The 20,136-nt window shown below is 67.9% G+C and carries 14 protein-coding genes; 5 read left to right on the top strand and 9 right to left on the bottom strand.

The window, feature by feature from the left end:
* The 8 genes from acs to AB0I19_RS28600 all read right to left on the bottom strand — a co-directional run.
* Positions 1–1,574: acetate--CoA ligase (gene acs, locus AB0I19_RS28565; protein WP_357153057.1), on the bottom strand; the 1,574-nt coding region annotated here is incomplete at its 3' end.
* Positions 1,575–1,650: 76 nt separating this feature from the next.
* Entirely contained in the window at positions 1,651–3,285 is a 1,635-nt protein-coding gene (locus AB0I19_RS28570) for a cation acetate symporter (protein WP_357153060.1), read from the bottom strand.
* Positions 3,282–3,638, bottom strand: coding sequence for a DUF485 domain-containing protein (locus AB0I19_RS28575; RefSeq protein WP_067498780.1), 357 nt, complete (start codon positions 3,636–3,638; stop codon positions 3,282–3,284). The genes AB0I19_RS28570 and AB0I19_RS28575 overlap by 4 nt, the downstream gene beginning before the upstream one ends.
* A gap of 136 nt (positions 3,639–3,774) precedes the next feature.
* On the bottom strand, positions 3,775–5,520 hold the full coding sequence (locus tag AB0I19_RS28580) for a cation acetate symporter (protein ID WP_357153062.1): 1,746 nt from the start codon (positions 5,518–5,520) through the stop codon (positions 3,775–3,777).
* Positions 5,521–5,886 (bottom strand): hypothetical protein, encoded by a 366-nt coding sequence (locus AB0I19_RS28585; RefSeq protein ID WP_357153065.1) that lies wholly within the window; start codon positions 5,884–5,886, stop codon positions 5,521–5,523. It lies immediately after the preceding gene.
* Positions 5,883–6,677 (bottom strand): LytTR family DNA-binding domain-containing protein, encoded by a 795-nt coding sequence (locus AB0I19_RS28590; protein ID WP_357153068.1) that lies wholly within the window; start codon positions 6,675–6,677, stop codon positions 5,883–5,885. The genes AB0I19_RS28585 and AB0I19_RS28590 overlap by 4 nt, the downstream gene beginning before the upstream one ends.
* A 25-nt stretch (positions 6,678–6,702) precedes the next feature.
* Positions 6,703–7,179, bottom strand: coding sequence for a GNAT family N-acetyltransferase (locus AB0I19_RS28595; protein ID WP_357153071.1), 477 nt, complete (start codon positions 7,177–7,179; stop codon positions 6,703–6,705).
* Between the two features lie 204 nt (positions 7,180–7,383).
* Positions 7,384–8,562, bottom strand: a complete 1,179-nt coding sequence (locus AB0I19_RS28600) for a histidine kinase (protein WP_357153074.1) — start codon at positions 8,560–8,562, stop codon at positions 7,384–7,386.
* Positions 8,563–8,792: 230 nt separating this feature from the next.
* On the opposite strand from AB0I19_RS28600, the gene dnaE reads away from it, so the two are divergent.
* The 4 genes from dnaE to AB0I19_RS28620 all read left to right on the top strand — a co-directional run bounded on the left by dnaE (position 8,793) and on the right by AB0I19_RS28620 (position 17,904).
* Positions 8,793–12,356, top strand: a complete 3,564-nt coding sequence (gene dnaE, locus AB0I19_RS28605) for a DNA polymerase III subunit alpha (protein ID WP_067642811.1) — start codon at positions 8,793–8,795, stop codon at positions 12,354–12,356.
* A 521-nt stretch (positions 12,357–12,877) separates the two neighbouring features.
* Positions 12,878–14,761: a hypothetical protein gene (locus tag AB0I19_RS28610; RefSeq protein ID WP_357153077.1), complete on the top strand. Its 1,884-nt coding sequence runs from the start codon at positions 12,878–12,880 to the stop codon at positions 14,759–14,761.
* Positions 14,762–14,825: 64 nt separating this feature from the next.
* Positions 14,826–16,577 (top strand): malto-oligosyltrehalose trehalohydrolase, encoded by a 1,752-nt coding sequence (gene treZ / locus AB0I19_RS28615; RefSeq protein WP_357153079.1) that lies wholly within the window; start codon positions 14,826–14,828, stop codon positions 16,575–16,577.
* A 76-nt stretch (positions 16,578–16,653) separates the two neighbouring features.
* Complete coding sequence (locus AB0I19_RS28620) at positions 16,654–17,904, top strand: serine hydrolase domain-containing protein (RefSeq protein ID WP_357153081.1); 1,251 nt, start codon at positions 16,654–16,656, stop codon at positions 17,902–17,904.
* 19 nt (positions 17,905–17,923) lie between these two features.
* Here AB0I19_RS28620 and AB0I19_RS28625 read toward each other — a convergent pair whose 3' ends face one another.
* Positions 17,924–19,390: an MFS transporter gene (locus AB0I19_RS28625; protein WP_357153083.1), complete on the bottom strand. Its 1,467-nt coding sequence runs from the start codon at positions 19,388–19,390 to the stop codon at positions 17,924–17,926.
* A 144-nt stretch (positions 19,391–19,534) separates the two neighbouring features.
* Here AB0I19_RS28625 and AB0I19_RS28630 point away from each other — a divergent pair, with 144 nt between their 5' ends.
* Positions 19,535–20,128 (top strand): TetR/AcrR family transcriptional regulator, encoded by a 594-nt coding sequence (locus AB0I19_RS28630; RefSeq protein ID WP_357153085.1) that lies wholly within the window; start codon positions 19,535–19,537, stop codon positions 20,126–20,128.
* Positions 20,129–20,136: the final 8 nt, after the last annotated feature.

Raw genomic sequence — 20,136 nt, forward strand, 5'->3', positions numbered from 1 at the left:
TGGCCGGAGACGTTCATGACGTCGTCGACGCGGCCGAGGACCCAGAGGTCGCCGTCGGTGTCGAGTTTGGCGCCGTCACCGGCGAAGTACCAGCCTTCGGAAGCGAAACGCTGCCAATAGGTTTCGCGATAGCGATCCATATCGTTCCAGATGCCGCGCAGCATCGATGGCCACGGCTTGTCCAGTACGAGCAGGCCGGACACGTCGCCGTCCAGCGGTGATCCGTCGTCGTCGACGACATTCGCCGAGATGCCGGGCAGTGCACACATGGCCGCGCCGGGCTTGGCGTCGGTGACGCCGGGCAGCGGCGAGATCATGATGGCGCCGGTTTCGGTCTGCCACCAGGTATCCACGATCGGGGTCTTGTTGTCGCCGAACACTTCCCGGTACCAGCGCCACGCCTCGGGATTGATCGGCTCGCCGACCGAACCCAACAGCCGCAGCGACGACAGGTCATGGGCGTCGGGGATCTCGCGCCCCCACTTCATGAACGTGCGGATCAGCGTGGGAGCGGTGTAGTAGATGGTGACGCCGTACTTTTCGATGATCTCGAAATGGCGGTGCTCGTTCGGCGAGTTCGGGGTGCCTTCGTAGACGACCTGGGTGGCCCGGTTGGCCAGCGGCCCGTAGACGATGTAGCTGTGTCCGGTGACCCATCCGATGTCGGCGGTGCACCAGTAGACGTCTTGTCCCGCTTTGTGATCGAACACGTTGTGGTGGGTGTAGGCGGCTTGGGTGAGGTACCCGCCGCTGGTGTGCAAAATCCCCTTCGGCTTCCCGGTGGTCCCGGAGGTGTAGAGGATGAACAACGGATGCTCGGCCGGAAACGCCTGCGCCTCGTGCGACGGCGCAGCGGTGGAAACCGTTTCGTCCCACCACAGATCACGAACCTCGGTCCACGGCACATCCAACCCGGTCCGCCGCACTACCAGCACATGCTCGACGCTGGTCGGGTCGTCACCGAGGGCCTCGTCCACGGCGTACTTCAACGGCGCGGGCTTACCCCGCCGCCACTGCCCGTCGGTCGTCACGATCAGCCGCGCCTGCGCGTCGTCGACTCGCTGACGCAGCGCGCTCGGCGAGAACCCGGCGAACACCACCGAATGGGTGAGCCCCAGCCGCGCACACGCCAGCATCGCCACGATCGCCTCGGGCACCATCGGCATGTAGATGGCGACCCGGTCACCGGCAACGAGCCCGAGCGCAGTGAAAGTGTTGGCCGCCCGGCACACTTCGTCGAGCAGTTCCTGATATGTGATCGCCCGGGAATCGCCCGGCTCACCCTCCCACAGGATGGCGACCTGGTCGCCGTGCCCGTCGAGCACATGCCGGTCGAGGCAGTTGTAGGCCACGTTCAGCTCGCCGTCGGCGAACCACTTCGCCACCGGTGCGTCCGACCAGTCCAGCACCTGGGTGAACGGCGTGTGCCAGTGCAACCGGCGCGCCTGTTCGGCCCAGAAGCCGTCGCGGTCGGCGTCGGCCCGCTCGTAGAGGTCGGCGGTCGCGTTCGCCTGGGCGGCGAACTCCGCACTCGGTCCGAAACTGGTCGCGGGATTGGTCACTGCGCCGGTCACAACAATTCTCCTTCGAAACACTCAGGGGTACAGCCCGTTCCGGTGGGGCGAACCACCGGAACGGGCGTGGGGGACATCAGTGCGAGATCGCCTTCTCCGCACCGACGCCGGTCAGGGCACGTACTTCCATCTCGGCGGCCTTGCCGAGGTCCACCTTCTCGCCGCGCCCACCCAGGTAGGTGCCGACCACACCGAGGACGAACGCCAGCGGGATGGACACGATGCCCGGGTTGGACAGCGGGAACCAGTGGAAATCGGTCCCGGTGATCATCGAGGTCTTGGTGCCCGACACGGCGGGCGAGAACACGATGAGCACGATGGTCGAGATCAAGCCGCCGTACATCGACCACAGCGCGCCGGTGGTGTTGAAGCGCTTCCAGAACAGCGAGTACAGGATGGTCGGCAGGTTCGCCGCGGCCGCAACCGCGAAGGCCAGTGCCACCAGGAACGCGATGTTCTGGCCGTTGGCCAGGATGCCGAGCCCGATGGCGAGCACACCGATCACCACGGCGGTGATCCGCGAGACGCGCACCTGCTTGCGCTCGTCGACCTTGCCCTTCTTGATCACGCTGGCGTAGATGTCGTGCGCGAACGATGCCGACGCGGTGATCGTCAGACCGGCGACGACCGCGAGGATGGTCGCGAACGCCACCGCCGAGATCACCCCGAGCAGAATCACCCCGCCGAGCTCGAAGGCCAGCAGCGGTGCCGCCGCGTTCTGCCCGCCCGCCGCGGCCAGGATCTTGTCCGGGCCGACGATGGCCGCCGCACCGTACCCGAGCACCAGGGTGAACAGGTAGAACGCGCCGATCAGACCGATCGCCCACACCACCGAGCGCCGAGCCTCTTTCGCGGTCGGCACCGTGTAGAAGCGCATCAGGACGTGCGGCAGACCGGCGGTGCCGAGCACGAGTGCCAGACCCAGCGACAGGAAGTTCAGCTTCGACATCTCGCTGCCGCCGTACTGGGCGCCGGGGGCGAGCACATCGCGGCTCGCGACGGCCTTGTTGGCCGACTCGCTCACCGATTCCTGTGCGGCACCGAGGATGTCGGACAGGTTGAACCCGAACTTGGCGAACACCATCACCGTCATCAGCGCGGCACCGGCGATCAGCAGGACCGCCTTGATGATCTGCACCCAGGTGGTGCCCTTCATCCCGCCGACGAGCACATACACGATCATCAGCACACCGACGATCGCGATGACCACCGATTGCCCCGCACGCGAGGAGATGTCGAGCAGCAAGGCGACCAGACCGCCCGCACCCGCCATCTGCGCGAGCAGGTAGAACAGCGACACCGTGAGCGTGGTCAGCGCGGCCGCGGTGCGAACCGGGCCTTCCTTCAACCGGAAGCTGAGCACGTCGGCCATCGTGAATTTGCCGGTGTTGCGCAGCATTTCGGCCACCAGCAGCAGCGCGACCAGCCAGGCGACGAGGAACCCGATCGAGTACAGGAACCCGTCGTAGCCGTAGACGGCGATGGCACCTGCGATACCGAGGAAGCTGGCCGCCGACAGGTAGTCACCGGCGATGGCGATGCCGTTCTGCGGTCCGGAGAACCCACGACCACCGGTGAAATAGTCGGCGGCACTAGCGTTGTTGCGGCTGGCCCGGATCACCACGATCATGGTGACCACCACGAACAGCCCGAAGATAGCGATATTGGCGACGGGGTTACCCACCGTCGTATCCGCGGCGAGAATGCTCATGCGCGGTCCCCTTCGAGTTCTTCCCGGATGGCCGCGGCCCGCGGATCCAGCTCACGGTTGGCGAACCGGACATACGCGCCGGTGATGACGAAGGTCGTGACGAACTGCGCGAGGCCGAGCAGCAGTCCGACGTTGATATTGCCGAAGACCGGAGTGGCCATGAAGTCGTGCGCGTACGCGCCGAGCACCACATAGGTCAGGTACCACACCAGAAACAGTGCGGTCATCGGGAAGACGAAGCGGCGCAGCCGGTTCCGCAGATCCTGGAACTGCGGGCTCGCCTGCACGGCGAGGAATTCGTCGGCACTCGGCGGGCGCCGGTCGGGCGCTTCTTCGGTGTCGGTTTCGGTCATGCCGGGGTCCTAGCGTGAAGGGGGACGTGCTCTGTGATGACGGTAGGACGCACGACGTTCTGTGGTGTGGGTCACTCGGTGAAGGTGCTCACCTGTGCGGTGAACGGTCGTCGGCGTGCGATGAACGGTCGGCCGGTCAGCGGTCGACCGGGTTGCGGTCCGCGCCCATCCCGAGCCGTTCCGGTGCGTGCATGCGCAGGAAGATGCCCGCGACGACCCGCCCGTCCGGCCGCCTGCCGAGCAGGCTCACCACGATGGTCACCGCGAAGGCCAGCGGCACGCTCACCGCGCCCGGATAGTCGACGATCGCCGTCGCCCAGCCGTTCGCCACGTGCGTTGGTACGCCGCCGAGCACCGCGAGAACGGTCGCCCCGCCCGCGGTGACAGCGCCGACGAGCATCCCGCAGGCCGCGCCGGTGGCGGTGAGCCCTCGCCACCAGATGCCGAGCACGAGCAGCGGGCACAGGGTCGAGGCGGCCACCGAGAACGCGAGCGCGACCGTGCGCGACAGATCGAGCGAGGCGACGGTGAGCGCGAGGGTGAGCGGAACGAGCCCGGCCACCAGCGCCGCCGCCCGGAAGTCGCGGATCCGGCCGCGCAGCACGTCGGTGCTGAGCACCCCGGCCAGGCTCACCAGCAATCCCGACGACGTGGACAGGAACGCCGCGATCGCTCCGGCCGCGGCCAGCGCGGTGAGCACCTGCCCGCCGAGCCCGCCGAGGACGGCACCGGGTAACAGCACGACCGCCGCGTCGGAGGCGCCGGTGATGAGCAGTTGCGGCACGTACAACCGGGCGAAGACGCCGAGCAGGATCGGGAACAGATAGAACAGGCCGACCAGCCCGATCACGGTCAGCGCCGTGCGCCGCGCCGACGGTCCGTCCCGGTTCGTGTAGAAGCGGACGAGCACGTGCGGTAGCCCCATGGTGCCGAGGAATGTCGCGACGATCAGCGAGAACACCTGGTAACGGGGATGATTCCCGCCGAAGCCGCCGCCGGGTTCGACCCAGCCGGTGCCGTCGGACGGTGCGCCTGCGACGACCGGCACCGCCGAACCGGGTGCCAGGAGCAGTTCGGTGCCTTCGGTCAGGGTGTGGTCGCCCGGTATCAGCGTCACCTGGCCCGCCGTGTCCTGCCCGTCGAGGGTGCCGTGCACGGTGACCACCTGGGAAACATCAAGGTGCACAACCACATCCGTGGTGATGTCGACCGTGGTGAGCCGGTCGACCGTCGGCGGGGCCGGGGTGCCGAGCGGGCGTTCGTCGGCGAGGAAGTGCAGCCCGAGGACAAGGGCGGGGATCGCGACGGCGGTCAGTTTCAGCCAGTACTGGAAGGCCTGCACCAGCGTCACCGAGCGCATCCCGCCGCCGATCACATTGGCGAGCACGATGGTGCCGACCGCGACCGCGCCCACCCAGGCGGGCACCCCGAGCAGCAGGTGCAGGGTCAGACCCGCGCCCTGGAACTGGGGGATGAGGTACACCGCGCACACCACGACGACCACCCCGGCGGCCATGCGCCGCAATCGGATCGAGCCGAGCCGGAACTCGGCGAAGTCCGGGACGGTGTAGGCGCCGGAGCGGCGAAGGGGAGCGGCGACGAACATCAGCAGACCCAGGTAGCCCGCCGTGAACCCCACCGGGTACCACAGCGCGTCGGCGCCGTACTTGGCGATCAGTCCCGCGACGCCGAGGAAGGAAGCGGCGGAGAGGTATTCGCCCGAGATCGCGGCCGCGTTCCAGCGTGAACCGACCGTGCGGGAGGCGACCAGGAAGTCCGACGTCGTGCGCGACAGCCGGACCCCGTACAGGCCGATACCGATCGTGGCCAGCGCTGCCAGTAGCAGCGCCGCCACGGTGAGCATCGGAATGCCCGAGCTCATTCAGTCTCCGGCCAGTTCGAGGAAGTCGTCCTCATTGCGTTCCGCCAGCCGGACATAGACCCGGCCCACCGCGTACAGCAGCGGGAAGGCGAGCAGACCGAGGATCAACCACGGCAGGCGGATACCGAGGATGGTCGCCGAGGCGACGGCGTCGATACCGAACAGCAGCGGAAGGGCGCCGAATCCGGCGACGACCACGAAACCGAGGCGAAGGGCGAGCCCGAGCTGGGCGCGGATCAGCCCGCCGATCAGCGCCGCACCGAGATCGGTTTGCTCCACTACCTCGGTGCGGGTGCGCACCTGGCGGGCGCCGCGCCGCTGCGCGAGCACCACCCGTTCGCGCTGTGGTCGTTGCGGACCGGTCATCGCTGCGACCAGTTCTGCCGTGGCCCGTGCACGAGCCGCTGCTTGAGTTCACGCACCTGGCGCCTGCTCACCGGCAACTCCACCGCGCCCGATGCTCCCTCGGCGCGCAGGCAGACAACCGTGCCGCTTCCCGTGCTGCGCAACCCGGTGACCAGCCGCAACGCCACGAGGTAGGACCGGTGCACCCGCAGGAAACCCGCACCTTCCCACCGTGATTCGAGGGCGGTGAGCGGGATGCGTACCAGGTGCGACCCGGCCCTGGTGTGCAGGCGCGCATAGTCGCCGTCGGCCTCCACCCAGGCCACATCGGCCCGGTGCACCAGCGTGGTGACCCCACCGAGCTCCACCGGAATCACCTCGCTCGGATGCGTCTGCTCCGGCGGCGAAGCCGTCACCGTCGCCCTGGCCGCCGCGATCCGCCGCACCGCCTCGGCCAGCCGCGCCGCCCGCAACGGTTTGAGCAGGTAATCCACCGCCCCCAGATCGAACGCGGCCACCGCGTGATCGTCGTGCGCGGTCACGAACACCACCGCGGGCGGCTCGGCGAACTCCGACAGAATCCCCGCCAACTCCATCCCCGTCAGCCCCGGCATGTCGATATCGAGAAACACCGCATCGATCGGATGCGCCCGCAACACCCGCAAAGCCCCCGTCGCCTCGGACGCCCCGTGCACTTCCCCCACCCCGATCTGCTCGTTGAGCAGATACACCAACTCATCGAGCGCGGGCTTCTCGTCATCGACAGCCAGCACCCGCAGAGCAGCCGAAGTGTCATCAGTGTTCCAGGTCACAGCCAGCTCATCGTAGCGGCTGAGTTCAGACGCCGACCACGTACCGCCGCGCCCGCCCGAGATCGGTCTCGACCATCCCTTCGAGGACGCCACCGTTGCGCTCGATCGTCCGCGCCGAAGCGACATTGTCCGCGGCGCAGACGAGCACGACCCGCTCCAGACCGTAGTTCCGCGCCTCACCGAGCATCCGCCCCAGCGCCCATGTGCCGAGCCCCCGCCGCCGGGCAGACGGTCTGATCCCGTACCCGATGTGCCCGAATTCGCCGCACTCGAGCTTCATCGCGATCCCGCCGAGCATCCGATCACCTTCGACGATCCACCGGTAGACGCAGCAATCGGCCTCGGTCAACCGGACAACCCAGGCCTCGAACCCCGGCCCGGACTCGACCTCGTCCTCCGCCGCCAGCCCGAATCCGTCCTCATGGACGCCTGGCCCCCACTCGACATGGGCGTCCAGCCACGCGGCGTGCCACCGCACGTCCGGCGCGATCAACTCGGGCATACCGCGAGGTTATCGCGCGGGCAATGCCTGCTGAGGACAGTTTTGTCGAGTACTTCCGGGCGCGATGTGGTGATGCGACAACCGCGAATCCGGGTGGCCGCGTATGTGATTCGCGACGGTTACCGCAGCGGGATGCGGCCTCCGCTCGATGACCACCGGTCGACCATCGGGATGCGTGGTTGCCGGTGACTCGGTCGCGATTAGTCAGGCGCGGATTCCGGGGCGGAACTTGGGGACTCGCATGCTGACCTTGGTGCCTGCGCCGGGGGCGGTTTCCACGACGAGGCCGTAGTCGTTGCCGAAGGCGGCGCGGAGGCGGTCGTCGACGTTGGAAAGGCCCACGTGGGCGGCTTCGCCGGTGCGAGTCGGGCCGGAGGTGTCGACGGCGTCGAGGGCACCGGAGCGCAGGAGGTCGGGGTCCATGCCGATGCCGTCGTCCTCGACGCTGATGAGGCAGTCGGTGCCCTCGTCGCTGGCGACGATGCTCAACTGCCCGCCGTGTCTGCCGCCGCCGAGTCCGTGCCGGACCGCGTTCTCGACCAGCGGTTGCAGGGCGAGGAACGGCAGCACCACACCGAGCACCTCCGGGGCGATCCGTAACCGCACGTCGAGTGCGTCACCGAATCGCGCCTGCTCCAAGGCCAGATACCGTTCGATGTTGCGCAATTCGTCGGCGAGTACGGTGAATTCGCCCGCCGCCCGGAACGAGTACCGGGTGAAGTCGGCGAATTCGAGGATCAGTTCGCGCGCCCGGTCGGGATCGGTGCGCACGAACGAGGCGATCGTATTGAGCGCGTTGTAGATGAAATGCGGACTGATCTGGGCGCGCAACGCCCGCACCTCCGCCCGGTCGACCCGGGCCCGCGAGGCATCCAGTTCCGCCAATTCCAGCTGCCCACAGGCATACCGTGCCACCTCGGCCGCCGCACCGAGCATCCCGGGACCGGGCTTTCCGGTGATCACCATCCCGAGCGCACCGACCGCCGCCCCCACATCGATCAGCAACGGCTGTGCGATCAACGTGTGCTCGTCACCGTCGACCAGCACCGGCCGCTCCGAAGCGATGGCCCGCCGCGCCGCATCGGCGAACGACTCGAGCATCCCCGTATGCGGCCCGTCCCACGCCAACAGCACCCCCTCCGCGTCCGCGACCCCCAACCCCTCGGCCGCCGCCAACGTCCGCAGATGCGGCGCCGCCGCCCGGGCCGACTCCTCGGTCAACCCCCGCCGCAACGGCACCGCCGCCAACGACGCCGTATGCAACGCCTGATGCACCGCCCGCTGCGCCGGAGTAGTCACCACCCGCTGCGTCCGCCGCCAGATCAACAACACGACCAACGCCATCGCCACCACCACCGCGACAGCGACCACGAAGGTGGTCATCGATCGATCCGCTCAGCCCGCACGCTCCGATTATGACCGTGACCGCACGCCGTCGACGTCTCCGCCGCCGGGATCCGATCGGCGGAAAACGGACACCGCCGAGGACGCGCCGGTGACCTTGACCACGACACGCCGGACCATTGCCAGGCGGCGGCGGGCCGCCCGTGTGGCACGGGAAAACTTGTCGTACCCACATGCCTAGAATGCCAAGGCCAACCCCCGTCGACACCATGGGAGGAAGGACCGTCTTGGCTTCGTCCGGATCGTTCGTTCACCTGCACAACCACACCGAGTACTCCATGCTCGACGGTGCGGCGAAGATTTCGCCGTTGTTCGCGGAGGCGGAGCGGTTGGGGATGACCGCGGTCGGGATGACCGACCACGGCAACATGTACGGCGCTTCGGAGTTCTACAACTCCGCGAAGAAGGCGGGCATCAAGCCGATCATCGGTATCGAGGCCTACATCGCGCCCGGTTCGCGGTTCGACACCAAGCGTGTGCTGTGGGGTGATCCGTCGCAGAAGAGTGACGACGTCTCCGGTTCCGGTGCCTACACCCATATGACGATGGTCGCCGAGAACGCGACCGGTCTGCGCAACCTGTTCAAGTTGTCGAGCCTGGCCTCCATCGAAGGCCAGCTCGGTAAGTGGGCGCGGATGGACGAGGAGATCATCGCCCAGCACGCCGAGGGCATCATCGCCACCACCGGTTGCCCCTCCGGCGAGGTGCAGACCCGTCTTCGCCTCGGGCATGAGCGCGAAGCCCTCGAGGCGGCGGCGAAGTGGCAGGAGATCTTCGGCAAGGAGAATTTCTTCCTCGAGGTGATGGACCACGGTCTGTCGATCGAGCGCCGTGTGCGTGAGGGCCTGCTCATGGTGAGCAAGCAGCTCGATATCCCGCCGCTGGCCACCAACGACTGCCATTACGTCACCAAGGATCAGTCGACCAATCACGAAGCGCTGCTGTGCATCCAGACCGGCAAGACGCTCTCGGATCCGACCCGCTTCAAATTCGACGGTGACGGCTACTACCTGAAGTCCGCCGAAGAGATGCGTGCCATCTGGGACGCCGAGGTCCCCGGCGCCTGCGACAACACCGAACTCATCGGCGAACGGGTCCAGCCCTACGACGAGGTGTGGGAACACCGCGACCGGATGCCGATCTTCCCGGTCCCCGAAGGCCACACCCAGGCCAGCTGGCTGCGCAAGGAAGTCCTCGAAGGCCTGGATCGCCGCTTCCCCGACGGTCCGTCACGCGAATACCTCGATCGCGCCGACTTCGAGCTCAAAGTCATCTGCGACATGGGGTTCCCCGCCTACTTCCTCGTCGTCGGTGACCTCATCAAGCACGCACTCGAGGTCGGTATCCGCGTCGGCCCAGGCCGTGGTTCGGCCGCCGGTTCGCTGGTCGCCTACGCGATGGGCATCACCAATATCGACCCGATCCCGCACGGTCTGCTGTTCGAGCGATTCCTCAACCCCGAGCGCGTGTCGATGCCCGATATCGATATCGACTTCGACGATCGCCGCCGCGGTGAGATGGTCCGCTACGCCACCGAGAAGTGGGGCAGCGACCGGGTTGCCCAGGTCATCACGTTCGGCACCATCAAGACCAAGGCCGCGATCAAGGACTCCGCGCGAGTCCTGTTCGGCCAGCCCGGTTTCGCCATCGCCGACCAGATCTCCAAGGCGCTGCCGCCGCCGATCATGGCCAAGGACATCTCGGTCGCCGGCATCACCGATCCCGACCACGAGCGGTACAAGGAAGCCGCCGAGGTCCGCGAACTCATCAGCACCAACCCCGATGTCGCCAAGATCTACGAGACCGCGAAGGGTCTGGAAGGACTGATCCGCAACGCGGGCGTGCACGCCTGCGCGGTCATCATGTCCTCCGAGCCGCTCACCGACGCCATCCCGGTGTGGAAACGCGCCCAGGACGGCGCGATCATCACCGGGTGGGACTACCCGTCGTGCGAGGCCATCGGCCTGCTGAAGATGGACTTCCTGGGCCTGCGCAACCTCACCGTCATCGGTGACGCCCTGGAGAACATCAAGGCCAACCGCGGCATCGATCTCGACATGGACAACCTGCCGCTCGACGACCCGGCCACCTACGAATTGCTCGCCCGCGGCGACACTCTCGGCGTGTTCCAGCTCGACGGCGGCGCCATGCGCGACCTGCTGCGCCGCATGCAGCCCACCGGCTTCGGCGACATCGTCGCGGTGCTCGCGCTCTACCGTCCCGGCCCGATGGGCATGAACGCCCACAACGACTACGCCGACCGCAAGAACGGGCGGCAAGAAGTCAAACCGATCCACCCCGAGCTCGAAGAGCCACTGAAAGACATCCTGGCCGACACCTTCGGCCTGATCGTCTATCAGGAACAGATCATGCAGATCGCGCAGAAGGTGGCCGGGTACTCGCTCGGTCAAGCCGACATCCTGCGCCGCGCCATGGGTAAGAAGAAGCTGTCGGTGCTGGAAGAGGCCTATGCCGGCTTCCGCGAGGGCATGCTCGCCAACGACTTCTCCGAACCGGCCATCAAGGCGCTGTGGGACACGATCCTCCCGTTCGCCGGTTACGCGTTCAACAAGTCGCACGCCGCCGGATACGGCCTGGTCTCCTTCTGGACGGCCTACCTGAAGGCGAACTATCCCGCAGAGTACATGGCAGGTCTGCTCACCTCCGTCGGCGACGACAAGGACAAGGCCGCGGTCTACCTGTCGGACTGCCGCAAGATGGGCATCACGGTGCTGCCGCCCGATGTCAACGAGTCGGAGCAGAACTTCGCCTCGGTGGGCAAGGACATCCGCTTCGGTCTCGGCGCGGTGCGTAATGTCGGCGCGAACGTGGTGTCCTCGATCATCGCCGCCCGCAAGGAGAAGTCGAAGTTCACCGACTTCTCCGACTACCTGAACAAGATCGACGCCACGGCCTGCTCCAAGAAGGTCACCGAATCCCTCATCAAGGCAGGCGCTTTCGACTCGCTCGGGCATCCGCGCAAGGGCCTGATGCTGGTGCATTCCGATGCGATCGACGCGGTGATGTCGACGAAGAAGGCCGAGGCGATCGGCCAGTTCGACCTGTTCGGCGGCATGGACGACGCCGACGAGTCGATGGCGTCGGTGTTCAACGTGAAGGTGCCCGACGACGAATGGGAAACCAAACACAAGCTGGCCCTGGAGCGGGAGATGCTCGGCCTGTACGTGTCGGGCCACCCGCTCAACGGCGTCGAACACGTCCTCGCCGCCCAGGTGGACACCCCCATCCCGGCCATCCTGGAAGGCGACGTCAAGGACGGCGCGCAGGTGACCATCGGCGGCATCCTCGCCTCGGTGAACCGCCGCATCAACAAGAACGGCCTGGCCTGGGCCTCGGCCCAGCTCGAGGACCTCACCGGTGGCGTGGAAGTGCTGTTCTTCCCGCAGTCCTACTCGGTGTACGGCATGGACGTGGTCGAGGACGCCGTGGTGCTGGTGAAGGCCCGCGTCTCGGTCCGCGACGACCGCATCTCCCTGATCGCCAACGACCTTGTGGTGCCGGACCTTTCGGCGATCGGCGTGGCCAAGCCGGTGTCGGTTGTGATGACCACCCGCATGTGCACGCCGGAAAAGGTCAAGGAACTCAAGAAGGTCCTCTCCCGCCATCCCGGAACGTCCGATGTGCACATCCGCCACGTGGGCGCCAGAGAGAAGACCACCCTGCTCAAGCTCGACGACGCCTGGCGGGTATCACCGTCCTCGGCGCTGATGGGCGACCTGAAAGCACTGCTCGGGCCGGGCTGCCTGGGCTGAGCCCGATCATGTGATCCACCGCATAAGCCGTCACGTTCGCCGTCGTCGTCTCGTCCGAGGAGACGAGAGGCCCCCACCGGGTCATGGCGAAGGACTACGCGAATGCGGTGGAGCAAAGCTGTCGGTGTGTTGCTCGCGGCGGCGATATGGCAGTCGGCGCCCGGGTCCGCCAGGCTGACCCGTCGATCATGCGCTCCCGGCTTCGATTTCGACCTCACAGCCATAACGGATGCGGTAGTGCAGTTCCTCGACGCGGTCCACATGCTCCATGAAGACCAACCGCTCCGCTTCACCGCGGTGCTCGGTACCTCTGAGAGGACGGCTGATCGCCCGATCAGGAGACCTACCGAACTTCCAGATGCTAGTTGGTGCCGACACCCAGGCCCCGGCGGGGTGATGGCCGGACAGGGGCGAACGGGCTAGCGTCGAGAGGCGTGATGTCTGTGACGCTGCTCGACTCGCCCGCATCGGCAGCGTCGTCTGCTCACAGGCAGCGATCGCCTATACGTGCGGTGGTCGGCGTGGTCGCCGCGTTGATCATCGCCCAGCTGGTGCTGCGGGGCTGGGTGGCGTTTTCGGGCTTCTTCTACTGGGACGATTTCATCCTCATCGGACAGGTGAGCAGGCACCCCCTGTGGTCGGCGGAGTTGCTGCTGACCAGTCACGACGGGCACGTGATGCCGTTGGCGATCGCGTTGACCTGGCTGGTCACGAAGGTGGCGCCGCTGAGCTGGCCGGTCGCGGCGGCGGTCCTCGTCGGGTTGCAACTGCTCGCCTCGCTCGCGGTGCTAAGGCTGCTCGTCGTGCTGATGGGGTGGCGGGCGCGGCTGCTCGGTCCGCTGCTGTTCTACCTGTTCGTGCCCTTGACCGTGCCCGCGTTCGCCTGGTGGGCGGCGGCGGTGAACGCCCTACCGTTGCAGATCGCGCTGGCTTGGGTGAGCGCGGACGCCGTCCTGCTGGCGCGGACGGGTAGGCGCCGGTACGCGGTATCGGGTGCCTTCGTCTTCGCCGCGGCTTTGCTGTCGTTCGAGAAGTCGATCGTCGTGCTACCGGTGGCGTGCGTGGTGGTCGCGTTGTCGGCGCATGTCGCGGGGCAAACGTGGCGCGATGCGGTTCGTCGCGGGGGAGCACTCTGGGTGGCGGGCGGCGCCGTTCTGCTCGCCTGGGCCGCCGTGTTTCTACTGGTCATCCAGCGCCCGCGCGGGCTGACCGGGCCCGAAGACCCCGGCGCGCTGCTCAGCCGGGCGCTGTCGGACGGACTGGTCCCCGCCCTGTTCGGTGGTCCGTGGCAGTGGGAGCGGTGGCAACCGGCCACACCCTGGGCCGACCCGCCGGGCCTGGCCGTGATCGTCTGTTGGGTTCTGCTGGTCCTGTTGGCGGCGTGGACGATTCGCACTCGCGCACGGGTGACCGTGGTCTGGTTGTGCGCAGCCGGATACGCCATCGCGACCATCGCTCCGGTGATCGTGCTGCGTGACGGGCCCGGCACCGCCGCCCTGCTGCTCCAGTCCATGCGCTACTTCGCCGACTTCGCCGTGATCGCCACGGTCGCCTTCGCGCTGATTCTGCAGGCACGGCGTCCCGCTGCCGCGCAGGAGGATTCGTCACCCGACCGCCGCGGGTCCGACACAGCGGACGCTCGTCCACGCACCGCAAGCATGTTGCCGCGCAGCAGTTTCCGGTTCCGGACCGGCTCGGTCGGCGGCGTCCGGCCGCACGAACGTCGCCGACCGCGAACCGGCCCGATTCGCATCCCGAGAGACCTGCCCACCTCGACGCTTTTCGCGATACCTGCCGTCCTGTTCCTGCTGAGCAGCGTCATCTCCACGATCACCTTCACCCGGTCATGGGAACCGAGCCCGGCGCGCACCTACATCACCGGTGTGCGCGCAGCCCTCCCCACAGCGACGGACGCTCCTCTTCTCCCGCAGGAAGTCCCCTGGAATGTCCTGAACCCGTTGGCTTTCCCCCAGAACATGACCGACCACGTCCTCGCCCCGATTGCCACGCCGACCACCTTCGCCGCAGCTACCTCGAAGCTGCGAATGATCACCGACACCGGCGAGATCGTCGACGCGCACGTCTGGTGGAACCGCGCCATCACCCCCGGGCCGGAACCCCGATGCGGCCACCGAGTGCGCGGCAGCACGTCGATCCCCTTGGACGGCCCCATGCAGATCCGCGACTGGACCGCCCAGCTCAACTACTTCGCCGACCGCGACGGCCGGATCGCGGTGTCCTTCGAAGGCGACACCGAAACCGTTGCCGACGTGCGAAAAGGCCTGAACACGGTGTACGTCCGATTGCTCGGCGGCGGCGATGCTCTGCGTATCCGCCCGCTCGACCCCGGACTATCGCTGTGCGTCGGCGTCGGCCCGGTCGGCGTCGCAGCTTTCCCACGATGACCACCGCGACCGACCGGCAATCGTTGCCCGGGCGTGCCGCGCCCAGCCATGCGATGCTGACGGTATGAGGCAGTTTCGGGTGTGGGCGCCGGAGGCGAGCGCGATGCGACTGCAACTCGAGGGGGTGGTCCACCCCATGCGCCGCAACGGCGGCGGCTGGTGGTCGGTGCGGGCCGAGGCAGGTCAGGGCGCGGAGTACGGCTTCCTCGTCGACGACGACCCGACGGTGCTGCCCGACCCGCGCTCACCACGTCAGCCCAACGGCGTCCACGCCCTGTCCGCCGTCCACGACCTCGACACCTCCGTCTGGACTGATCAGTCCTGGACCGGCAGGCAACTGGCCGGCGCTGTGTTCTACGAACTGCACATCGGCACCTTCACCCCGGAGGGCACCTTCGACGCCGCGATCGAACACCTCGACCATCTGGTCGAACTCGGCGTCACCACCGTGGAACTCATGCCGGTGAACGCCTTCGACGGCACCCACAACTGGGGTTACGACGGTGTGCTCTGGTATGCGGTGCAGGAAACCTACGGCGGCCCCGACGGCCTGCAACGTTTCGTCGACGCGTGCCACGCCCGAGGCCTCGCGGTCTGCCTCGACGTGGTCTACAACCATCTCGGCCCCTCCGGCAACTACCTCCCACGCTTCGGGCCCTACCTCACCACCGGCCGCAACACCTGGGGTCAGAGCGTGAACCTGGACGGCCCCGGCTCCGATGCCGTGCGCCGCCACATCATCGACAACGCCCTGCGCTGGTTGCGCGACTTCCACATCGACGCACTGCGCCTCGACGCCGTCCACGCCCTCGTCGACCACACCGCCACCCACCTACTCGAAGAACTCGTCGTCGAAACCACCGCGCTCTCAGCGCATCTGGGCCGCCCGCTCACCCTCATCGCCGAAAGCGACCTCAACGACCCTCGCCTGATCACCCCGCGCGCGGCAGGCGGCTACGGTCTGACCGGTCAGTGGAACGACGACCTCCACCACGCCGTGCACACCGCCGTCTCCGGCGAAAGACAGGGCTACTACGCCGATTTCGGCTCACTGGCCTGCCTGGCCCAAACCCTCACCCACGGGTTCTTCCACGCCGCAACCTATTCCAGCTTCCGCGGCCGAACCCACGGCATCCCGATCCGCCGCGACCTGATCCCCGGCAGCGCCCTGCTCGGCTACACCTGCAACCACGACCAGATCGGCAACCGCGCCGTCGGCGACCGCCCCAGCGACTACCTCACCCCCGGCCAGCTGGCGGTGAAAGCGGCACTCGTGCTGCTGTCCGCGAGCACGCCCATGCTGTTCATGGGCGAGGAATGGGGCGCACGCACCCCGTTCCAGTTCTTCACCTCCCATACCGACCCCGTCATCGGCGCCGCGACCGCCGACGGCCGCCGCGCGGAGTTCGCCGCACACGGCTGGGCCACCGAGGATGTCCCCGATCCCCAGGATCCCGCCACCTTCACCCGCTCGAAACTCGACTGGACCGAACGCAGCCGTGAACCGCACGCCCGGCTACTGGCCTGCTATCGCGCCCTGCTCGCCCTGCGCAAGTCGAGACCCGAGTTCGGTGATCCCTGGCTGGAACGGGTCTGGGCCGACTACGACGAGAGCGCCCGCTGGTTCGTGCTGCGACGCGGTCGGATCTCGGTGGTGTGCAACCTGTCCGAGGACGAGGCGGTGATCCCGGTGTACGGCCGGGTGCTGCTGGCGTGGGCACCGGCGACAGAAAACGAAGGGGGAACTCTTGTTTCGGGTCACAGTTTCGTCGTGCTCGAAGAAGGGGAGGGCACGGGCACCGTGGTCACCGACTGATCTCAGGCGGCCACAGCTCGGCCACGGTGCACGGGAGATCGTTGCCGAAGCGACATAACGGTCGTACGGTTGAGCAATGAGCAACGAGGCTTACGGGCAGGACAGTGCTGCCCTTCCGACCGGTGTGGGCGGTTATGCGCCGGCCGGTTTCGGTCCGCTGGTGCGCGCTTTCGCCGCCCTGATCGGACATCGGCGCGACGCGGGCGGCGCCATCGCGATCTACCGGCACGGCGAACCCCTGGCACACCTGTGGACCGGCAGCGCGGGCGACCAGCCCTGGTCGGCCAACACCGGTTCGATCGTCTTCTCCGCGACCAAGGGTGTCACCGCCACCGTCATCCACCGCCTCGCCGACCGCGGGCTCCTGGATTACCAGGCACCGGTCGCCGAGTACTGGCCTCGCTTCGCCGCGCACGGCAAGGGTGCGATCACCGTGGCCGACGTGCTCACCCACCGTTCCGGGCTGTCGTCGCTGTCCCCGATCGCCGACAGCGCCCAGGAACTGCTCGACCACGAGCTGATGGAAGACCGGCTGGCCATGGCCAAGCCCGACCGGCTGCTCGGCGTCCCGACCTACCACGCGCTCACCTACGGCTGGCTGCTGGCGGGCATCGCGCGCTCGGTCACGGGTCGCAGCATGAGCGACCTCATCTGCACCGAGGTCACCGACCCGCTCGGTGTCGAGGGCTTCCACCTCGGCCGTCCGGCGGCGGGTTCGTCGACCGAGTACGCCCGCCTCGCGGGCACCCACCTGCGCCTGGCCGGGCACCCGGTGGCCGCCGGTTTCCTCAACCGCGTGGGCTTCCGCATCCCCGGCGCACTCGGCGCGGCGGCGCGCTGCCTATATCTGACCGGCCTCAACGGCATTCTCGACGGTGAGGACCCGCCGATCCTCGACACCGAGATGCCCGCGGGCAACGGCGTCGCCACCGCTGCCGGACTCGCCCAGCTCTACGCGGGCCTGGCCGACGGCGTCACCCTCGACGGGTCACCGTTCCTGCGCCCCGAAACGCACAAGCTCATCCGTCGCGTGCAGACCTACCGCCTCGACCACGCCCTGTTCTACATGCCGATGATGTGGCATCTGGGCTACCACTCGATGCCCGCGCCAGGTGCGCACACGGCCTTCGGTCACATCGGTCTCGGCGGGTCGTTCGGCTGGGTCGACCCGCGCTCGGGCCTGTCGGTCGGCTTCGTCCACAACCGCCTCGACCAGGCGCTGCTGGCCTACGACCAGTTCGCCATGGGCTGGCTGCTGCCGCTGGTGATGTCGGGTGTGCGCGCCACCCGCGACCGCGGGCAGCGCATCGACCGGGCCGCCGCCTAGTCGCCGCCGCCCTTGCCGGCTACTCGGCGAGGGCGCAGGCGAGGTCCGATTCACGGTCTTCGCGTACGGACGTGGCGGCCGGTGGCTTGCTCTGCGGGATGAACACCGCGACCACAGCCGCCAGCGCGATGGCGCCCGCTGCCAGCCAGAACGCGGTGGTGAAACCCGAGTCCGCGGGCAGCGTCGTCCCGGCGACGACACTGCCCGCCAGTACGGTGGCCGCGACCTGCGACCCGATCGATGACCCCACCGACCGGATCAGCGCGTTGACGCCGGTGCTCTCGGCCGTCTTCTCGGCGGGCACCGCGGACATGATCAGATTCGGCATGGCCGCCATCCCGAGGCCGATGCCGACGAAGGTCACGACCGTGAACCCGATGACAGCTCCCTGGGAGCCGTGCGCCAGCGCCAGCGCGGCGAATCCGGCGGCGGCGGTGAGCGCGCCGAGGACCAGCGGCACAGCGGCGCGGACCCGACCGACGAGACGCCCGGCGACGACCGCGGCGGCCAGCATGGCGATCGAACCGGGGATCATCAGCAGACCCGACCCGGTGGCGTCCATGCCGAAGCCGTACTCGCCGGTGTCGGGGGTCTGCGCGAGCTGGGGGATGAGCGAGAACACCGCGAACATGCCCGCGCCGAACAGCAGCATGGCGATATTGGTGATCAGCACGGTCGGACGCCGCAGCACGTGCATGTCGATCAGCGGGTCGCCGACGCGGGTCTCGAAGGCGACGAAACCGATCAGGACCACCAGACCGCCGAGGACGAGTCCGAGGGTGCGCGCATCGGTCCAGCCCCACGTCGAGCCACGGCTCAGCGCGAGCAGCGGCATGGTGAGGCCGATGCTGAGCAGCGCGATGCCTGCGAAGTCGATCCGCGTGGGCGTCGGGATCGACCGCTCCGGCACCCGCAGCACGCCGACCAGCGCGATCGCCGACATGATGGCGCCCGACCAGAAGACCCACTGCCAGGACAGGTGATCGATCAGCAGGCCACCGATGAGCAAGCCGCCGCCCGCGCCGATCCCGGCCAGCGCCGAGATGAGACCCAGTGCGCCGCCGCGCTTCTCGGCGGGAAACGTGTCGCCGATGATGCCGTAGCACAGCGGGAAGATGCCACCGCCCGCCCCTTGCACAACCCTCGCGGCCACGAGCACCCAGATCGAGGGTGCCAACGCCGCGGCCACGCTGCCGAGCGCGAAAAGGCCGAGCGCGATGACGAGCAGCTTCTTCTTGCCGTACATGTCACCGAGGCGGCCGAAGACCGGGGTGAGGATCGCGGCCGAGATCAGGTAGGCGGTGAGCACCCATCCGACATCTGCCGTGCTCGCGTGCAGTTCGTGGCCGAGGATCATGATGCCGGGCACGATCGCGGTCTGCGCGAGCGCGAACGCGGCGGCGGCCAGAGCGAGGAACACGAGATTGGTGCCGAGTCCCCCTGAGTCGTGCGGGGCTTCGGACTCTCGGGTCGTCTGATCGATCATGGGGAGCTCACGCCTCCGTGTGGTTCCGCGCGGTAAGTGGACCTTGCAGTCCGCATCGAGAACTATACTGGACCCTGGAGTCCGTTTATTGAAGGAGGGTGAGGCCGTGACCGCCATGACCGTCCGATTCGGCACAATCGCAGAGTGACTGCTCCCGAGTGCGACCCGACGACCGACCACGACGTCGACTGGTCCACCAAGCGATCCGATGCCAGGCGCAACCACGAGCGCGTGGTGGCGGCGGCCGTCGAAGTGTTCGCCGAACACGGCATCGAGGCCACGATTCCGCAGGTCGCCGCCCGCGCGGGCGTCGGCAAGGCGACCGTGTACCGCAGCTTCCCGACCAAGGACGCGCTGGTGCAGGCGGTGGCACAGTATCAGCGCGCCTGGTTCTATCGCCGTGGCCTCGCCGCCCTGGACCAGCTGAACGCCGACGGTGACCCGTTGACGATCCTGCGCGACCTGCTCGCCGAAACCGTCGAACGCCTCGCCAACGACCGGGCCCTCGCCGAAGCCCTGCCCGAGACCGCGAAGCCGTCGCCCGCGGGCGAGGAATCGTTGGAGTCGATCATCCTCGCGGGCCAGCGGCAAGGGGTGATCCGCGAGGATGTCACGGCCCGCCACGTGCGCGTACTGCTCGGCGGTGTCGCGGCCAGTCTGTTCCGGCAGCAGGAACGCGACCCCGAGCAGTGGCGGATCTACGGCGAGCTGATCTTCAACGCCGTGAAGAAAGCCTGACCGGGCTC

The sequence above is a fragment of the Nocardia sp. NPDC050413 genome, from assembly GCF_040655475.1.
GTDB classification, from domain to species: Bacteria; Actinomycetota; Actinomycetes; order Mycobacteriales; family Mycobacteriaceae; genus Nocardia; species Nocardia coubleae.